12 protein-coding genes and 1 pseudogene are annotated in these 19,048 nt (G+C 54.8%); 8 read left to right on the top strand and 5 right to left on the bottom strand.

What is annotated here, in order from left to right:
- Positions 1-1,019, bottom strand: a pseudogene (locus ACEN88_RS02345) (DNA mismatch repair protein MutS); the annotation flags it as partial.
- 541 nt (positions 1,020-1,560) lie between these two features.
- Here ACEN88_RS02345 and ACEN88_RS02350 point away from each other — a divergent pair.
- Complete coding sequence (locus tag ACEN88_RS02350) at positions 1,561-2,823, top strand: tyrosine-type recombinase/integrase (RefSeq protein WP_413337212.1); 1,263 nt, start codon at positions 1,561-1,563, stop codon at positions 2,821-2,823.
- Here ACEN88_RS02350 and ACEN88_RS02355 read toward each other — a convergent pair.
- The 3 genes from ACEN88_RS02355 to ACEN88_RS02365 form a co-directional block, all read right to left on the bottom strand.
- Entirely contained in the window at positions 2,793-3,014 is a 222-nt protein-coding gene (locus ACEN88_RS02355; RefSeq protein ID WP_413337213.1) for a helix-turn-helix transcriptional regulator, read from the bottom strand. The genes ACEN88_RS02350 and ACEN88_RS02355 overlap by 31 nt on opposite strands.
- A gap of 18 nt (positions 3,015-3,032) precedes the next feature.
- A protein-coding gene (locus tag ACEN88_RS02360) for an IS3 family transposase (RefSeq protein ID WP_413337214.1) occupies positions 3,033-4,282 on the bottom strand; the annotation gives its coding sequence in 2 pieces (ribosomal slippage) (positions 3,033-3,556 and positions 3,556-4,282; 1,251 coding nt in all).
- Positions 4,283-4,370: 88 nt separating this feature from the next.
- On the bottom strand, positions 4,371-5,327 hold the full coding sequence (locus ACEN88_RS02365) for a UDP-glucuronic acid decarboxylase family protein (protein WP_413337215.1): 957 nt from the start codon (positions 5,325-5,327) through the stop codon (positions 4,371-4,373).
- 802 nt (positions 5,328-6,129) lie between these two features.
- Here ACEN88_RS02365 and ACEN88_RS02370 point away from each other — a divergent pair.
- The gene (locus ACEN88_RS02370; protein ID WP_413337216.1) at positions 6,130-7,005 is read left to right on the top strand and encodes a DUF6625 family protein; all 876 of its coding nucleotides are present in this window, start codon (positions 6,130-6,132) and stop codon (positions 7,003-7,005) included.
- Positions 7,006-7,121: 116 nt separating this feature from the next.
- On the opposite strand, the gene ACEN88_RS02375 is transcribed toward ACEN88_RS02370, so the two are convergent.
- Positions 7,122-7,991, bottom strand: a complete 870-nt coding sequence (locus tag ACEN88_RS02375; RefSeq protein ID WP_413337217.1) for a hypothetical protein — start codon at positions 7,989-7,991, stop codon at positions 7,122-7,124.
- Positions 7,992-8,671: 680 nt separating this feature from the next.
- Between ACEN88_RS02375 and ACEN88_RS02380 the strand changes: the two genes are divergently transcribed.
- The 6 genes from ACEN88_RS02380 to ACEN88_RS02405 all read left to right on the top strand — a co-directional run bounded on the left by ACEN88_RS02380 (position 8,672) and on the right by ACEN88_RS02405 (position 19,037).
- Positions 8,672-9,565 (top strand): LLM class flavin-dependent oxidoreductase, encoded by an 894-nt coding sequence (locus tag ACEN88_RS02380; RefSeq protein WP_413337218.1) that lies wholly within the window; start codon positions 8,672-8,674, stop codon positions 9,563-9,565.
- Between the two features lie 32 nt (positions 9,566-9,597).
- Positions 9,598-11,085 carry a S41 family peptidase gene (locus ACEN88_RS02385; protein WP_413337219.1) on the top strand — a complete coding sequence of 496 codons (1,488 nt, stop codon included), beginning with the start codon at positions 9,598-9,600 and terminating at the stop codon, positions 11,083-11,085.
- The gene (locus tag ACEN88_RS02390; protein WP_413337220.1) at positions 11,082-12,308 is read left to right on the top strand and encodes a lanthionine synthetase LanC family protein; all 1,227 of its coding nucleotides are present in this window, start codon (positions 11,082-11,084) and stop codon (positions 12,306-12,308) included. Before ACEN88_RS02385 ends, ACEN88_RS02390 begins: the two co-directional genes overlap by 4 nt.
- Before the next feature lie 1,210 nt (positions 12,309-13,518).
- The gene (locus tag ACEN88_RS02395; protein WP_413337221.1) at positions 13,519-16,734 is read left to right on the top strand and encodes a lantibiotic dehydratase; all 3,216 of its coding nucleotides are present in this window, start codon (positions 13,519-13,521) and stop codon (positions 16,732-16,734) included.
- An 87-nt stretch (positions 16,735-16,821) separates the two neighbouring features.
- On the top strand, positions 16,822-18,540 hold the full coding sequence (locus ACEN88_RS02400) for a hypothetical protein (protein WP_413337222.1): 1,719 nt from the start codon (positions 16,822-16,824) through the stop codon (positions 18,538-18,540).
- A complete protein-coding gene (locus tag ACEN88_RS02405; protein WP_413337223.1) occupies positions 18,537-19,037 on the top strand; it encodes a toxin-activating lysine-acyltransferase in 501 nt (166 codons plus the stop codon). Before ACEN88_RS02400 ends, ACEN88_RS02405 begins: the two co-directional genes overlap by 4 nt.
- Positions 19,038-19,048 lie beyond the last annotated feature (11 nt).

The raw sequence follows: 19,048 nt of genomic DNA on the forward strand, positions 1-19,048 counted from the left end.
GTCGCGGCCAGGTCGTGCATGGCCTCGCGCTGGGCCAGCGCCTCGATCGCCTCGTGGCGCGAGCGGGCCACGCGCTGGTCGCGCTTCGCGTGGTGCAGCCAGTGGCGCAGCAGGCGCGAGCCCATCGCCGTGCGGCAGCCGTCCAGAAGAGAAAACAGCGTGGGCGACTCGTGGCCGCGGATGGTCTCCGTCAGCTCGAGGTTGCGGCGCGTGGACGCATCGAGGCCGATGAATTCGCTCTCCGATTCGACCGCGAGACTCTTCACGTGCTGCAGGCCGCGGCCCTGCGTGGCCTGGGCATAGCGCAGCAGCGCGCCGGCCGCGCCGAACGCGGCGCCGAGACCGTCCGCGCCGAAGCCGGACAAGGTGGCGACACCCAATTGATCGAGCAGCGCCTTGTGGCCGTGCACGACGTCGAAATGCCATTCCGGCACGCGTGCCGTGTGGCCGACCGGCGATTCTTCGAACAGGTCGGCGCCGCCGTCGGCGCGCAGTACCTCGGCCGGCGCGATGCGTTCCAGTTCCTGCACGAGGCGCACGGCGGCCGCACGGGCGTCGCCCGCGAATTCCATCAGCCGGAGTCCCCCGCTCGCGAGCGACATCCACGCGAGACCCGTCGTGACCACCTTGCGGTTCGCGACCGTGCAGACGGCGAGCAGCGGGCGCTCGGCCTTCTCGGGCAGCAGGTCGGCATCCGTCAGCGTCCCCGGCGTGACGACGCGCACGACCTTGCGCTCGACCGGACCTTTGCTCAGCGCCGGGTCGCCGATCTGTTCGCAGATCGCGCACGACTCGCCCAGCTTGACGAGCTTGGCGAGGTAAGGATCGAGCGAGTGGAAGGGCACGCCGGCCATCTTGATCGGATTCCCGCCCGAGCTGCCGCGCGCCGTCAGCGTGATACCCAGGATGCGCGCGGCCTTCTCGGCGTCCTCGAAGAACAGCTCGTAGAAGTCGCCCATCCGGTAGAAGACGAGCATCGTGGGGTAGTCGGCCTTGATGCTCAGGTACTGCTGCATCATCGGGGTATGCTGGCTTTTTCCGGACTTGGTAACTTGTTGATCTAACGGCATGTCGTCGTCTAACTTCATGATTTTGTTGCGGATTCCTTGGGCTCGCGCGGCTCTCGATCGCATGACGACGCATCACTCGACATCGCTTCATTTCACGGATTGGCGTAGCTTTTTCGATGCTCTGCCGTCGAACCTACGCCGAGGGAGCAAACCGGTGTCGCGGACTGTCAAAAAGCTACGCCGGCCCCTGTGCTGGGAGAGTGATGCGCTCGATGCCAGGCGGCCGAGCAGCCGTCGCCAAACGTGCACTTTACCATGTCGCACCGGTCGACCGGCGATGCGAGATGCAGGGGCGGCAAGTATACGTGAAAAGCCACTCCGAGCCTACGCCGGACGCGCGGAACCGACAATCCGAGGATGCTCAAGGATGCGCTGCATAGCGGACCCTACACTTGCTTACATGGCATGAAGTCAACGTATGCGAAAGGAGGAAAGAAATGGCATTCGATGCCAGGGCGGCCAAGCTGATGGCTCCAGGGGGCACTACACCATGCCTGACTGCCCAGGTCTCAGATTTGAAGTGTCAACCACAACACGTGCGTGGATCTATCGCTACAAGAGCCCAGTCGACGGCAAGATGCGCCAGGTGAAGATTGGTACCTGGCCCGCCGTATCGATCAATGCGGCGAAGGCCGAATGGGAAAAGCTGCGCGACCAGCGTGCGCGAGGTGAGGATCCCGCTGCCGAGCGTCGCGCCAAACGCGCCCGGGAGAACGAAGAGAAAGAATCTGCGCGTGCGAAGTCGGCGCGGACGCTAACGGTGCGTACATTGGTCGATCTTTATCTGACCGGACACATCGAACGAAAACGCAAACAGAAAGGCATCGACGAGACTCGTCGGACCTTGAACTACGCGTTATGTGCGACCTGCCCCGAGGAGTGGCTGGGAGAGTTTGGAGATCTCGATCCGGCGAAAGTCACCCGAGCACGGGCATTCGCCTTGCTGCACACATTCATTGAAACTCCCGTACAAGCAGGGCGGGTTCGGCTCGAGCTTGGGGCAACTTGGGACTTTGGCCACGATGCCGGCAAACTCCCCGAGGAGGTGCCTAACTGGTGGCGGGTCATCATGCGGGGAAAGCTTCGCAGCAAGGGACGCGTACGCGAGGGCAAACAAATTGGAACTGCGAAGCGATTTTTGACGCCGGCGGAGCAGGGCGCGTTAATTCGGTGGTTGCCCAACTTCTCGAAAGCCGTACATGACCTCCTGATCCTCTACATGTGGACTTGCGCCCGCGGCTCCGAGATCGTCGCCATGGAAGTTAGTGAGATCTCGGAGGAACCAGACGGTTTATGGTGGACCGTTCCCAAGGCGAAGACCAAAAACGAGCGGCATGAGGAAGCTATGGACTTGCGGGTACCTTTAGTTGGTCGCGCTGCGGATGTCGTTCGTCGACGTATTGCTCTGGTGAAGAGCGGATACCTGTTCCCGTCTAGAGGGAAGAGTGACCATATGGAGCAAAAAGTAGTGGGCGTCGGGGTTTGGATTCACCAGCCATATTCCATGACGCGTCCGGAAAAGATCAGGCCTCGTTTGCCGGTAACCCATTGGTCACCACATGACTTGCGCCGGACAGGTCGAACTCAATTGTCCGCGCTCGGCTGCCGTAGAGAGATCGCAGAAGCCGTGATTGGGCATATACCGGATGGGGTCGCTGGCATCTATGACAAGTACGCGTATGATCGCGAGCGCCGGGAATGGCTGACCAAACTCAGCGAGCACTACGAGTCAGTGGCACGCTCCTCAACGTGATCACTGCACGATACTGGAGCTTTTCGCTTTGATGTGTTTGGCGGTGGAGGTAGATCTAACATGGGCCGAGCTTCGGCCCATTCTTGGATCTCCCGAACGAGCCAGGCAACTCTTCGATCTGATAATTGGCGAGGTTTTGGAAAGCTACCCATGCGAACCAAGCGCTGTATTAAAGTGGACCTGTCAGTCAAGACACTCAGCCGGTCAATTTAAGCTGTGTCCGTTTCCACCTCAGCAGCTGCCCGGCGCTGCCCCGTACTGCTATCTTTTTCCAGCTCCTGGTCGGCGTCGCCGAACTTGTCGACGATCAGCGCACCGCCTCCGACGCCGGCACGATAGACATGATCCGGCGTCTCGTAGTCCAGCGCCTGGTGCGGACGCTCGGCGTTGTAGAACGCAAAATACTGCGCCAGACCAACTGTCAGCTCGGCCATGTTGGCGTAACCCTTCAGGTACACATCCTCGTACTTCACGTTGCGCCACAGGCGCTCGACGAAAATGTTGTTCAGCGCCCGCCCGCGCCCATTTATGCTGATCGCCACGCCTTCCCGTTTGAGTACGCCGGTGAAGGCATCGCTGGTGAATTGCGAGCCCTGGTCGCTGTTGAATACCTCCGGCTTGCCGTGGTGACGCAAGGCGTCTTCCAGGTAGTCCAAACAGAACGACGCATCCATGCTGTTGCTGATACGCCAGGCCAGCACCCGACGCGAGTACCAGTCGATGGTCGCCACAGGTAGGCAAAACCCCGCGCCAGCCGGATATAGGTCAAATCCGTGCTCCACATCTGGTTCGGCCGCGCGACCGCCACCCCGCGCAGCAGATACGGATAGATCTTATGCCGCGGATGCGGTTTGCTCGTCCCCGGTCCGGGCGCCATGCCTGCCAGCCCCATTGCTCGCATCAGGCGCTGTACGCGCTTGCGATTGACCCTGTGTCCCCGACCTCGCAGGAAAACCACCATGCGCCGACTGCCGTAGAACGGTCGGCCGGTGTACTCCTCGTCGATCAGGGCGCGCAGTTCGTTGTCCACCTGGCCCTCATGCTGCTGGCGGACCATCGCCTCCAGCCTGCGGTACACCGTCGCTCTCGGCACACCGGCAAGCTCGCACTGGCGCGTCAACGGCAGATCCGTATGTGCAGGCTCGATCCATCCCATGCGATCTTCCCGACTTACAGCCCCAGCTTTTTTGAGCCAGTCGGTTTCCATCTTCAGCCGGCCGATTTCGCTGTACAGCTTGTCCTCCGGGTTGCTCTCGTCGACTGGCTTCGGGCCACGCTTGGTATCGAACAAGGAGCTCGCGTTCTCCAGAATCTCCTTCTTCCATTGCGTGACCAGCTGCGGATGCACGTTGTGCTCCTGCGCGATCTCGTTGATCGTCTTCACGCCGCGAACCACTTCCAGGCCAATCTTGGCTTTGAAGTCCGCCGGATGCGTCCTGCGTTTTTTACATTCACTCATTCGCTATCATCCCTTCAAGGACGACAGCTTAAACCACCGTCTCAAATTTGGGGTCCACTATAGTGCAGTCATTGCACGGCATGCCCGATCAGAGATCGAGGGTATGCCGGAAGTACCGCACGGTTTCTTTCAAACCATCCTCCAGGCTGACCTTCGGGCTCCAGCCGAGCTGCTCTCTTGCCACGGTAATGTCAGGCTTTCGACGGCGTGGATCATCGCTCGGCAACGGCAGGAACGAGAGTTTCGATTTTGATCCCGTGAGCTTGAGCGTGAGTTCGGCCAGCTCACGCATTGTGAACTCAGTAGGATTGCCCATATTGATAGGGCCGGTGATCTCGTCCCGGCTTTGCATCATTGCCATCATCCCTTCGATCAAGTCGTCGACGTAACAGAAACTCCTCGTCTGTTCTCCATCTCCGTACAGGGTGATGTCAACTCCTCGTAATGCCTGGACGATGAAGTTGCTGACGACGCGGCCGTCGTCAGGGTGCATTCGTGGCCCGTAAGTGTTAAAGATACGGATCACCTTGATGTTAAGATTATGCTGGCGCCAATAGTCGAAAAAAAGCGTCTCGGCGCAGCGCTTTCCTTCGTCATAGCACGAACGGATTCCGACCGGATTGACACGACCCCAATAGCCTTCGGTCTGTGGATGCATCTCGGGATCGCCATATATCTCGCTCGTCGATGCCTGCAGAATACGTGCCTTCAGGCGTTTCGCGAGCCCCAGCATATTGATTGCGCCGTTTACACTAGTCTTTGCTGTTTGGACCGGATCGTATTGATAGTGGACTGGGCTCGCCGGACATGCCAAATTAAATATCTTGTCGACCTCGACGTATAGTGGAAATGTTACGTCGTGCCGCATCAACTCAAAAGTCGGTTTGCCGATCAAATGTGCGATGTTGGCCTTGCTCCCAGTGAAGAAGTTATCGACGCACAGCACGTCGGCGCCCGTCTTCAAAAGCCGTTCGCAAAGGTGACTACCCAGGAACCCCGCCCCGCCGGTCACAAGAACTTTTTCCAATACATTTGCTGACTTCATCTTCATCCTATGGCGTTTTTGCTATGTCGGTGGATTGCATGATAATTCTTGATAAATAATTCTAACAAAATATCACGGCAATCAACGTGCCCCTTTATGCCTGCATTGGGATTAATTCTCTCAAATAACCACTTGATCGGCACATCCTGAGACTCCAGCAAACGTAACACGAAAAGCCTGCAATTGTCTTGTCAAAAAACATCATTGAAAAAGCGAATTTCATAATTGCTTCATGGGATACCGTGTGGATAGAATCCAAATCACCGAAAGATTTTGAACGAATAGCGATAGATAAGCGTACTTATGCGCTCCGGCTGTCTTTTGGTGAATGCTCTTTTCACCTGATTCAAACGGGCGGGGCAGATTTTTGGTAACGGACTTGAGCACTTTGCAACGCTCCACAAACACGCTCATCTTTGTTTCCAAAAATCTATGTGACGTCGGGAATGCAATCTGATGACGAATGCAATTGCGACGAGCCTGCAGAATTGCCAAAAAAGTTATTTGACAAGATGAAATGTTTTGCCAAATTTTCGCCTGTAAGAGATGGCTACGCAGATGCAGCGATTGACTGCACAGTGGCTCGCAAACGAGAAATACTTGCATTGATTTTACAACGTCCAGCAATCAAAATTTCGGAATAATCGCCTGAACTGTGGCAGCGCTTGACACGCTGCCGAGGTAGTCCCGAGAGTGCATTTCACAGCATGTAGTCACATTCGAATATTCATGGGTGGGGCGGGACAATGATAATCGGCTTGAATCGCAAGATAAAAATGAAGAATGAGTGGACTTGAGGACAATGAAAAGTATCGCTATTTTTATCGACTATTTTGGAAGCTGGCCAAAATGGTTTCCAGTGTTCCTGGCAAGTTGCAAGTGCAATAGTACTGTTAACTGGATAATAAGAACAGATTGTCAAGTTCCGGTCGGCCCACCAAAAAATGTAAGATTCATTTCGACAACGTTTGCCGACTACGTAGCTAACGTTTCCAAACGTCTAAATATCAATTTCCGCCCGAACGGAAACTATAAGATCTGCGATATCAGACCCGCCTACGGCGACCTGTACAGCGACGACGTAGCAGCGTATGACTACTATGGCTTCGGCGATCTAGATGTAATTTATGGTGATATCCGAAAATTTTATACCGACGATGTCTTATCTTTTGATGTGGTTAGCGCACATCAACACATGATTTCTGGACATTTGGTTCTTTTTAAAAATACCGAACCGATACGCAGGGCATATTTAAAGATTCCTGACTGGAAGGCCTACTTGGAGAATCCCGATTCGACGAGATTTGACGAGGATGTTTACTCCGATCTCTTCATTCGACGTAATCGGACGAACGAGTTCGACGCCGTATTTCGTCACAACGTTTACTTCAAAGAACAGTACTCAACGGTTTTCCATCCCATGCCCTGGCACGACGGAATGACTCATCATCCTGACGTGTGGTTCTGGAAAGATGGGATTGTGTCAAACAACAGAAATATTGGGCATCAATATCTCTACTTGCATCTGATGAATTTTCAATCGTTGCGATGGGCGAATCCTGATTGTAGAAACAAAAATATTCCTTGGAAAGACAATCCAAATATGCTGTTTACTCAAGCCGGGGAGGAAGCCGACGGCGTGAGAATAGATTGGACGGGAATTCAGCGCTTGATTTAATGGAGCCGTAAAAAATCATCGCGAACGCCGTCCGGTAAACGCAGCCGTCCGAGGGTATGGCGAACACGGCAGGATTACCGCCACAGGAGTTTTCCGGACGGGGGTTCAGGACTCGGCTATAGGATATCTGCGGAAAAACCAGGACGGCGATAAAATTCCCATAAATCCCTATAAGGAAGTCCCGCCCTTGAACCACCGAAATTGTTCGAAAATCCCGCCCAATGAACCAAGAAGATCGGCGCGCCAGATGGATGGTACAGTTTCCCTTCTTCGACGCGCCCGGCCGGTGTGCCGGCCCACCATTCCAACTTCGCGGCTGGGGCATTTTCAGCAGTGAGCAAGCGCAGCAGGCTGGTATAGGAATAACCTGAGGTTACGACGAGATAATTCAAGAAGGGCTGTTCCATACAATCCAACTCCATGCTTTCCTTGAGTTCCAGACCTCCAGAAACCTTTGCCGAGCAATGCTTCATCGGTAATAGACCACGCCGACTAACAAAAAAACCTGTATTGGCGGAATATGCAATCTGGGGTGTAGTGAGCAAATTCGTGGAGTAGACGCTGTCCTTCCAGACCCAGCGCCGGATAGTTTCGATATTTGAATGCGAAGCCACATAGTCATGCTGCTTGAGATGCTCGAATGCAAAATCCACCGAGTCAATGACAACTGTGTCGACATCAATATAGATGAAGTCGTCGAATATGCCCTCCCACGCCACGAGCTTCCGATAGGTTCCAAGCTTGAAACCATGAAACTTCTCACTAATGGCATCACAACTGGCAAGCAAACTGGAATCATCAAATACAGAGAAAGAATAGGTATTCTTAAGCGCCGATATCTTGTCGAAATCGCTATCGAAAGGAATCAGGCACAGCGGAAGCTTTGGATTATGTGTGCGAAAGCTTCGAAGGAATCCAACGGACTGCTCAAAAACCCCGTTATTTGCCAAAAAGTATACGCCGCGCGTTGCATTAATTTTGTTCATTGAACCTCGATAAAAAATTGGAATGAAGTAATGGCAAAAACTATTGCCGGGCTCTCAAGGCAGATTGCCCTGGGCAATTATAGCTGATCGCCCAAGGTATGGACGTGTGTTTTACGCGAAGCGCTGAATCCGATGCATTACGTATCCCCAGCTTGCGAAGGCAAGTGGGAGAGCCGCGGCCTCTAGCATTATCGATTCGAGAAAACTGGCCCAGATTCGCATTCGCCGGCAACGTCTTTGATGTAGGAACAATACACTCGTATTTTTTCCGATGGCTACCCGGGCTCAGGCTGCGCGCAGTTTGGAATGCCGATAACGGATAAATCAGTGGCTTATGCATGAAAAACATTATTGACCAGCCGTAAATATGCCCTAAATTACCTCGAAGAAATAATTTTGTTATTTAATATACCGGGCGTTCATTAGATTGCTTCTCCCAAATTTAAATGCAGCGAGAATACCCGGGATGAGTGAACAATCAACGCTAGCACAAGGAACTAGGGGAACGTCGATTCGCGAAAACGCTACATGCTTTCTCGCGAATTGTTCGCCTGCGGACTCAATAATTAATAACTTGTCCTTTGCGAGACGCTATTGCTCAGTTCTATCGACGGAATTTACGGCTGGCTTACACTCTGGCTACTGCACATGAAAACTCAACTTCGCAAAATGGAGTTTCTTTGACACACCTTCAACTTAGTATTTTGGAAAGACCGGTATCGATTGGCAGCGAAGGACAAGCTATAACTGAATTAATTTCGATTGCACAACTCGCCGACCGTCTTGGATACAAACGCTGTTGGCTGACCGAACACCACAGCTGCCTGCTCGACAGCAGTCCTGAAATTATTCTGCCATTGCTAGCCGCGACGACTCGGCAGATCAAGGTCGGCACAGCCGGGATCCTGTTGAGATATTACTCCCCGTATAAGGTCGCGACAACTTTTCAGCTCTTGAACACTATGTTCCCCGGGCGGATTGATTTGGGTGTATGCGCCGGGCAAGTTGCCGGTACGGCGTTAGAAGGACTCAGTTCGGGCGACGTGCTCGGATTTGACGAAAAGAATGAGCAGCTGAGGGGCTATTTACAGTTCAATCATGAGCGCTTATCGGCGTTTGAATGGGCGGAATCCCAGCCGAATTATTGGATCCACGGTACTGGCCGCGGCTCGATGAGCTTGGCTATAAGACTTCGCGCATCTTACTGTTACTCTTTGTGTCACCACACCAGCAATGCCGATCCACTCGTCTTGGCTGAATATAGGTCTCAAATTGAAGATCATACAAATCCAAGTGTAATTCCCGATTGCGCAGTCCTCGTTGCGGGAATTTGCGCATCCACTGATGCGGAGGCCTTGGAGATGTTGGCTGGATATAACAATGCCTTTATCACTCCGACAATGGCCGGCTCCGCAAGCACATGCGCTGCCGAATTACATAGACTGGCGCGCACATATAATGTGTCAAATATTGTGTGGTGGGATCTTTCCCCTACACATGAACAAAGGGCGCAATCTTTAACCCTGCTTTCCAAGGTCTCCGGATTGGATCAATTAGATTCTCGCCGCGAATAACAAAAGTTCCATTTGACGAAAATTTATATTCCATGTCTGCTCGTTTTAGTTTTCAACGTCTTATCATGCTTGGCCTCGCATTAGCGACTTTGCCTGCGTCCGCGCAGGAGATGAAGAATCTTATACCGCTCCCAATGAAGGGAGCGATGGAATGCGAAAAAGGAAAAAAAGAAGCATTGGAGATTCCACTTAAGCGTCCGCTCGCGCGATGTTCAGTTGCTGGCGCGAAGCTCATGGCGGATACCCAAGAAATTTCTACGCTGTCAGGACGCCGCGTGTATTTAACATTCGATTTCTATCCGACGTCCCAATTCAACCCCTCGATTCTTCTCACCCTTACCAGTTTCAGCGAGAGCTGGCAAGTTAAAACGCATGTTGGCGTGGTCTCTCGAGTGGGGCGAGGGCAGGTGAAAACCAGTGTTTTTGTGCCGGACGATGCCACGAGGTTTGCGTGGACACTGACACTTCCCGGTCCTCCACAGGAAGTTTCCGGACTGATCATTCGCGATGTACGAATTGATGTCAGCCAAACACAATTCCGCCCTGGGCAAATGTGCGTACCTTGTCGCAAATATCTGGACGACATATTGCAGCAGGTGCGGCGTGAATCGCTGGTCGCAGACCGCCTGCGCTGGGACGAACTGGAAGGTGCCCTCGGTTTGGCGGCGACAGGGGCTCGGAATATCCGGGAACTCGATGGACCGCTGAAGGAACTGTCCCGGCAGCTTAATAACGCGGAGTTTGCGGCCGGTGTAATACCCCATGGTCGATTCCAAACGAAAGCCGAGTTGGCCTTGGACGTCACGCCCGTGCGAGTAGCACAAGCCCAGCCACGCCAAGAGAAGCGGGACGCCCTGTTCTATACAGACCTTGTGGATAAGCATGTGGGTTATGTAAAGCTAAGATTTTTTCTTGCGCCGAATTTTGCCGAGGGTCGAGCATATGCGCACGCCTTGCGTGACGCCATTGTAAAGCTGCATAAACAGGGAGCAGTTCAATGGATTCTTGATCTGCGTGAACATGGCGGCGGCACACTGTTCCCGGCAATTGCTGCGCTCCGGCCGCTGCTGGGTAATGGTGCGGTCGGCTACTTTGTCGACAGAGACGGTAAGTCACACGGAGACTGGCTGTGGGGCACGCCTGCCGAGCCGAAGGAAACGGCCAATACCTATTTCAGCGACTCAGATCCAACCTTTGACGGCGAAAGGGAGCCAACCGCAATCTTGTTTGGCGGGTCGACGAGCAGTACAGGCGAAATGGTGGCGATTGCCTTTCACGGCCGTTCAAACACTCGAAATTTTGGTACGCCGACAGCCGGGTTTACTACCGCCGTCCACGGAGTGTCCGATCGCTACGGAAATTTTTTTGGCATCACATCACAGTATGTCGCGGACCGCAACGGTCAGCGAATGTATCCCAAGGTCGTGCCCGATGTTGTGATCGAAGCCGAGGCGACGGGGCCGGGTCAGCCTGATCCCGTCCTCGACGCGGCCATCACTTGGCTGGGGGGGCAACAATGAACCGAGCCAAGGTGTCATCCATCCTGTCCCCGGCTTCAACGCACTCGGAGCAGTACTGGACGTTGTCTCCAGCTTCCTGCGAATCGGCACTCGAGCTTGTTCGGGTGGTGTGCACCCGAGCCATGGAACATGATTTTTCTAATCTGTCCGACAGGCGCTCGATGGGGGCAGTCGCCTTATTGCTGGCAGTCGCCTCGAATGCGCTTCAAGAAAATGCCTACGGCGCGCGGGGCCTCGAACTCATGGACGATGCATTAGCAGGCGTAGACCTAGGCGACCACTCACTCTTTTCAGGAGCCACCGGCTTGGTTTGGAAGGCCGCCGAGGTCGATGCACTTCTTGGCATGAACGAATACGCCTCCATCGCGGCTGACTATGATGAATCTCTCAGCGAGAAATTGTCCGGTCATGCGCACTGGCCCGGTCACTATGAACTCATCAACGGCTTGACCGGGATTGGCGTGTACGCCTTTGCCCGGCGATTGGAAGGCCATGGTGGCGCGCTCCAGGAACAAGTGCTTAAGCACCTACGCGCCATGGCGACCTGGACGGACGAAGGCTGCTGCTGGGTGACCACGCGCTCCATGTTGGCCCCGGGCTTCACCTGGCCTGCAGCTTCCGAGGAATCATTCATCGACTTGGGCATAGCGCACGGCAATGCCGGTGTAATCTCACTGCTCGCAGCGATCGTTGAACAGGAGCAAGACAACGCGGATGCGAGGGCGTTGTTGGCCGCTGCGGTGTCATGGTATACCGCACAGCAACGCCCAGACTTCACGCAAGGCGTTTTCGGATATCGTGCCGGCGATCAGACACTGAGTCGCGGTGCTTGGTGCTACGGCGACTTTTCGGCAGCATGGGCTTTGCTGTGCGCCGGCCGTGCCCTAGACGACTCTCATCTCAACAATTTCGGCTTGAATTTGCTCCGGCAAGCATCGGCGCGGACGGGCGAATCACTCGCCATCAGCGACCCATGGTTTTGTCATGGCTATGCCGGCCTCTCCCACTTGGCAAGGCGCGCCGCCTCTATATTTCAAGAAACTACCTTAATGGTGGTTGCGCAGCGTTATTTCGAATTGTCCCTCGATCTTGCTCGTCCGCTAGCCCATCAAGCGCACCTTGATTGGAGTCTGCTGGAGGGAATCGTCGGCAATTGCCTCTGCTACCTCGATACATGCGGCTTAATCCAACGACGCTGGGATCGCCAACTGTTGGTCTCGTAGAAGGTGGGAAACTATGGCCCCACCAGCCTCGCCAGGTCAGGCGGTGACACTTTTCCTTCGATGGTGCCCGGTCGCGAGCTTGCCGGAACATAGCGGAGGAATTTTATGCCATCACGGGTACCGGTACTGTTATCTCGCACATTTTGCAGGCGCGGAGATCTTTTCAGGAGATGCGCCCGTTATCGGCCGCCCGCACTCGAAGGGCGGCCTAAATGTCATCAAGCACGGCGGGCGCTACGCGCCAACCTATTTTGGAATTAATTTAACGGAGGACGGGAGGGAAACGCCACGAACTATTACTAATTCAGAAGCGTAGTTGTATTTTCTCATACTATTTTTAGAAGGCTACAATGAACATCAACGGAACAAAAAAGAAACTTGCAATTTCGAAAAGCAGCATTCGCGAGCTGAGCCAGGGCGAGTGGGATCTGGTAGGAGGCGGCTGGGGGGATATTGAAATTATGTTCTCTAATAACTGTGCCACGAACGGTTGCCCCTCGAAGAGTTGCCCGGTGTCGTTTACGTGCCCATCAGGCACCTGCAATTGCGCACCGCCGCCGGCCAAGTAATCTTGCCATAATCTGATTAGTTGGTAACCCCGGAATTTTCTGGATGGTTAATCCGAGCAGAATTTGCCGTTCGGGACAGTTCCGATTGGAAATTTATAAATTAATTCAGGACCACAATGAACATCAACGGAACAAGAAAGAAACTTTCCATTTCGAAAAATAGCATTCGCGAGTTGACCCAGAGCGAGTGGGATCAGGTAGGGGGCGGCTGGGGTATTGAAATTACGTACTCTAATAACTGTGCCACGAACGGTTGCCCCTCGGACGGTTGCCCGGTGTCGTTTACGTGCCCATCAGGCACCTGCAATTGCGCACCGCCGCCGGCCAAGTAATCTTGCCACAATCTGATTAGTTGGTAGCCCCCGGCATTTTCTGGATGGTTAATCCGAGCAGAATTTGCCGTTCGGGGCTGTTCCGATTAGAAATTTATAAATTAATTCAGGATGTCCAGCCGACAACATTACGGGATGAGACTGCTCTACCTACTATCAAATCTGCTCAGGGGTGGTATTTTTTTATGAGCCGGATTCAAAAAGAAGACAACGTAAGCTGCGGTCGCTGCAAAGTAGCTACCGCGCATTGACGGATTGCGCCGACCAATCACAGCACTATTAGAATATTTAACAAAGGATTTATTACCCATGAATTTGCCGGCGTCTTCCAATACTTTTGTGCATCAAGGTTTCTTTCATCTCCGCACTCCGCTCCTGCCGGGCAAATTGTTCGAGCAATGGCATGCCGCTCCGGATAAGGTTGACTTTTTGCTGAAGCAACTCGACTTACCCGAATTGCGCGAGGCAATTTATATTGGGTCCCCAGGCCTTTACGAACGTCTCACAGAATTCAAAAAAACTCGCGAAGAAAAATTAATTGCACCAGGGCAATTGCAAATTAGTGGAATGCGCTTTGACGCTCCAGGTGTTGACCCAAAAGGTAACGACAAACTCGTCATCGCGTTAGCGCGTTACATTGCCCGCGCGGCCTATCGTTGCACCCCGTTCGGCTTATTCTCCACCGTTTCTTTCGGACGAATCGCGCCTGAGAGCAATTTCGACGGCATTGGCTCCGCCCCGATCGAGCGACACGTCCAGTACGATGCGTGGATAGAGCAGTCGGTGCTAGCTAAAGTGATCGCCGATCCGGAAGTGCGCGAAGCGCTGGGTTTCTTTCCAAATCCAACCATTGTCGACCTGGATCAGCAGTACTATTACACTGAACGCCATGCCTCCCAGTCACGGGCGCGATTTGTGGTATCGCGTTTGCAAAAGAACGAGGCGATGGCACTTGCAATAGCCTCTGCGGCTGGAGGTCGCAAAGTTGCCGACTTGGCAGCTATTATTGCCCGTGACTGCGAGGTGGATGTAGCAGACGCCCACGCTTTCATTAGCGAGTTAATCGACAATCAAGTCTTGCTCCCCATGCTGGGAATCCCTGTTATCGGAGGCCAGCGCTTGCTGGGACTCCACGCCAAACTACAAGAGCTTGGCCATTCGCATCATACAGCCGACCTCGCGCGTGTTTTGACCGTGATCCGCCAAAAGGCGAGCGCGACGCCTGAAGCCTGCCTGTTAAAGGACTATCAATTTGCGGCCGAGACGTTTGCCACCACGTATGCGTCCGGAAATACCCGTGATTCGCTGTTCCAAATCGATAGCCGGCGAGATTTTGAACCAGCACTAGGAAAGGATCTCGTTGATGACATATCCGTCAGCGCACAGGCCTTTTTCGAGTTCGGCTGCTTTCGCTTTACCGGCTTTGACGAGCATAAAAAGTTGTTTACTGAACGATTTGGCGAGCGCGAAGTCCCTCTTGAACTTGCACTGCATAGCGAAATCGGGGTTCCGTTTCCGGCTCAGACCAAGGTCATCTCAGATCTGCTGGCGGGCGTTCAGCTAGGCAATTCATCCGGCGAGGTCCAATCCTGGCTCGATCTTGTCCGTACCCAGATATTGACCGGTCACCTTGTGCAGGCTTTGCGTCACGGTGAACGCAGTATTAACATCACCGATACGGACATCGACCGGATTAAACAGGGCGGTTCGGCTAGGCCCCGGGCAGCCGCCGCCGGCATGTTCGCTCAGGCTGCGCTGATCGGCGACGGTAAAGGTGACATGCGCTTTGTACTTCAACAGACGGGCGGACGATCCGGCGCAGAGATGTTCGGCCGCTTTACTCCCATCGATCAGCAACTACGCGACGAAGTCAAGGCGATGCTGCGGCGACAAGAGGAAGCGGACCCCGAGCGGATCTACGCGGAGATTAACCACGATTCCGGCGGCCGTGTGAATAACATTCTCACACGCGCCACGCTGCGCGAGTACGAAATCGTGTGTCTTGGCAATAGTGCTCTCGACCTCGACCATCAAATCCCAACATCGGACCTGTTGCTTCGCCTTGAGCAGGGGCAGTATCGGCTGCGATCCAAACGCCTCAACAAAGAAATTGTTCCGCGCATGACGACGGTACACAATTACAGCCAAGGCTCGCACGGCATGTACCATTTTCTCTGTGCCCTGCAATGGCAGGGCGCACACGCCTGCCCCCCGTTCAGCTGGCCGCAGGCTTTTGCAACCGTCCCTTATCTGCCACGCGTGTGTTATCGCAATTCGGTATGGGCGCCCGCGCGCTGGCGCTTTGATAAGACCGATGCGGTTGCGCTCGCACGGGCGGCCGCCCGCCCGGAGGACCTGTCCGCATGGCGTACCGCGCGCGGGCTACCACGCTTCGTGACCTTGGACGTAGCCGACAACTCGTTGCCCATTGATCTGGACAATGCCCTGCTTGTTGCCATGTTGCTCGAAGAAGTCGATAAGTCGCCTCAGTGGGAAGTGGCCGAGTCCCTATCGCTCAATCATTTCGCTGGTGAAATGCCACAATACTCCAAAGAGGTCGTGGTGCCTTTCATGGTGGAGACACCAGAAATCCCACGCCAAAAAGTCGTTTTGCCACCGCTGCCCGCTGCCGATGGATACCGGCGTGGGATATTTCCTCCTGGAAGTGCGTGGAGCTATGTAAAGGTCTACGGAGGAGCGCTACAGGCCGATAACATGCTGATCGACACGATCGCGCCCCTCCTGAATCGGGCCCAGCAGGAGGGACTCATCGACCGATGGTTCTTTATCCGTTATGCCGATCCAGACCAGCATTTGCGTGTACGGTTTCATTCTTTGGTGACTGCCAGTCGCCAACGGGTCACCGACGAACTCATGACTGCGTTAACGCCCGCGCTGCAGAACTATCAATGCACCCGATTGGCCTTGGACACCTATGAACAAGAACGGGATCGCTACGGCGGGCCGCGCGCCATTTCGCTGGCGGAGCAGCTCTTCCACCATGACAGCGTTCTCGCCACGCAACTGCTGGCGCTGCTGCGCGATTCGGACGGCCTGCCGGAACGCTGGGTGCTCACCCTCTTGGGAATTGAAAGCTGGCTGGAAGCCTACTCACTTTCGGACGAAGCAGCATTGCAGGTGATGACCGGCCCAAGAGATTCCTTTAAATATGAATTCGGCATTGGTGCGACCCAGAAGGTGCAGTTGGGAACAAAGTTCCGCGGCTACAGGCGCGTGATCGACTCCCACTTTTTTGCCGATTCGGTGCCTGAGGCTTCGCAGCCAGTATTCGCGCTGTTGCGCGATACCTTACCGGCCCGCCGCGCCCTTGTGAACGAATTGCGCGCGCTTGAAGAAGCCGGAGAACTTCAAGTCCCGCTCAGCCAAATGTTCTCCAGCTTCGTGCACATGTTTTGCAATCGCATGTTGGACGCAAATGCGCGGCAGCACGAAGCCGTGCTGTATGATTTCATGGTTCGTATCCTCATGAGCAGGCAGTCACGTAAGCCGGTGGAACGGAATTAACATATGCATAACAATTCCTCCCAGTCTACAGCCATTGCCACGAGCGATAGCCTACCCGAGGTTACTCCCTGGAGTGTACCGTTCCACATGCAGGCTCTTCCTACGGCGAGCCTGGCCGCCGCTAATCCCGGGATGCCTTACGTGGGCGGGCCGGAAGCGCTGCTTGCACGTTTCGCCTGGAATGTCCCACCAGATGGGGTGGACCGCAGCAAGCCGATGAAGGTCTTTTATGCCGACCGTTACGGCGGTAATGCCATTCATCGCAATGGCGGAGGAGCCCGATGCGCCAGCGATGGCACTTGGCAGATTAAGGGCTGCGGGCTGAATCCGTTGGCCGGCATTGACAATGACGGATCGATCGGTCGCCCTGGCACCACTACCTTGGCCGAATCCTTGCAGGAAGCACTATGGAGCGAAGTATTCCAGCATGCGCTTCCTTATGGCTCGACACGGATTTGCGCCGTGATCCGGACTGGTTTACACGACGAGCAAGCAGCGCGCCCCTGTGACCGCGTGCTGGGCATGGTGGTGCGTGAGGCGGCTTGGCGGCCTGCGCACTTCCAGCGTGCACACATGTTCCGGCCGGCGCCGGAGGTTGCGGCAAGCCTGCCAAGCGACACGGAACGGGTGCGGTGCGCCGTGGCGCAACTTGATCGCCTGTTGCCTGTTCCAATCGATTGCTCGCCTTCAGAATGGCTGAGTTGGTCACCGTTGGCCCGCCTCAATGCCGGCATGAATGAGATGGTCCGCCGCTTCGCTGAGCAGTTTGCCGCAGCGGTAGCTAAGCGTCTCATGCATGGCACGGTGACTGCCTCCAATATTTGTCTGGATGGACGTTGGATCGACTTCGCGACGGCGTCGGCGCTTCCGGGTTGGGCCAATTATGTCAGCTGCCTTTGCCGCTTGACTGACGAGTATTTAACGCTCACCCAGACGCTGGCCACGCTGTGCTTTTATATCGGGAAATACTTCCCGGTTCCCATCGAGGAACGCCGGGGCCTCCCCCAGCCCAATGAACTTGTCGATACCTACGTCGGCCACTATAAGTCGTCCCTGGATCGACGCATGGCAGGATTGATCGGCTGCCAAGGCGTCTTGGCGCAACGGGTATGGGACACGCCGGACGGTCGGGCCGCGATGCGGCAACTGGGTCAGATTCTGTTGCACCTCGGGACTAGCGGAAGCTCCCGACGGTATGCGAGCCCTATCCTCGATTCATCGACCGGCACCTATGATGTGCTGGCCATCCTAGACATTATTGCGAACACTTCGGACCCGGTTGCGGATGCGCGCTTGGCAAGTTTGATTCCATCTAAAGAACTGCGAACTCAACTATTGTCGGCCCACGCGGCAGTCTGTGCGGCAATGTATTCGCTGGCCGACCGTAGCAACCTCTCGCTACGTGCCTTGCAACGACTAGTGTGCTTGTACCGAAACAAGGCCGCGCTCGTCGAACCGCTGTTTTACCGCGATCGCATGAATATACAACTGGAGGAAATGGCGCAGGACATCCATGACCCGGGCCAGTTCAACTTGGAGGCCGAACGCCTGTGGAAGTACGCCGGACAACGGGCGCGGTTGCTCTACAAGGATCCGGATGGGTTCACATGCCTACTGTGGTGCGCCGACGAGGGAGAACTCGTGTATGACGCCCTCGACGACATGATCGTCGCGTGCTGGTCAGGACAGCGCAAGCGGTTTACCTGGGCCGAGTTTTTCGACGCCGACAGCCTGGCTACAGACGTAACCACTTGTCGGCGCGATATGCGTGCCTTCTGGGGAGAACACCTATGGGAGATGCTGTGAGCGACCAATTTACATTTCTTGCAAAAAATACAAATTTGCGTGATGCGGCCGAGACGCGCGGCCACGTTGCGTATCTGATGTCGCAACAGCTGGTGTATCGGGAGTATCCCATGGCCTGCCTAACCGCCTGGATTGAGACTCCGATTAACATTGATCAAATCAAGGTCTTCTTCGACCCAACGACAAGTTTACCTTTGGGCTACGTCACCTGGGCTTGGCTTGCCCCCGATGTAGAGCAACGCTGGCTCACCGATCCCGACGCGACTTTGCATTTCAGTGAGTGGAACGAAGGGGGGCGACTATGGATTATGGATTTTGTCGCGCCTTTCGGCCACGGCTATGACATGGCGCGCTACATGCAACGGCATATGTTCCCGGATTGCGTAGAGGCTCACTCCATTCGGCGTGACCAGGACGGGAAAGTGCGGCGCCATTCTGTCTGGACCGCTCGCCGTGACCACACGTCCCAAGATCGGCTTGGTGCGGCAAATACATGATAGATATTGTT

It is taken from the genome of Massilia sp. CT11-108, assembly GCF_047302915.1.
In the GTDB taxonomy this organism is placed as follows: domain Bacteria; phylum Pseudomonadota; class Gammaproteobacteria; order Burkholderiales; family Burkholderiaceae_D; genus Telluria; species Telluria orientalis.

Coding starts and splice junctions, on each gene's coding strand:
- ACEN88_RS02390 (WP_413337220.1), top strand. CDS start 11,082: ATGAACCGAGCCAAGGTGTCATCCATCCTGTCCCCGGCTTCAACGCAC.
- ACEN88_RS02370 (WP_413337216.1), top strand. CDS start 6,130: ATGAAAAGTATCGCTATTTTTATCGACTATTTTGGAAGCTGGCCAAAA.
- ACEN88_RS02385 (WP_413337219.1), top strand. CDS start 9,598: ATGTCTGCTCGTTTTAGTTTTCAACGTCTTATCATGCTTGGCCTCGCA.
- ACEN88_RS02395 (WP_413337221.1), top strand. CDS start 13,519: ATGAATTTGCCGGCGTCTTCCAATACTTTTGTGCATCAAGGTTTCTTT.
- ACEN88_RS02375 (WP_413337217.1), bottom strand. CDS start 7,991: ATGAACAAAATTAATGCAACGCGCGGCGTATACTTTTTGGCAAATAAC.
- ACEN88_RS02400 (WP_413337222.1), top strand. CDS start 16,822: ATGCAGGCTCTTCCTACGGCGAGCCTGGCCGCCGCTAATCCCGGGATG.
- ACEN88_RS02365 (WP_413337215.1), bottom strand. CDS start 5,327: ATGAAGTCAGCAAATGTATTGGAAAAAGTTCTTGTGACCGGCGGGGCG.
- ACEN88_RS02350 (WP_413337212.1), top strand. CDS start 1,561: ATGCCTGACTGCCCAGGTCTCAGATTTGAAGTGTCAACCACAACACGT.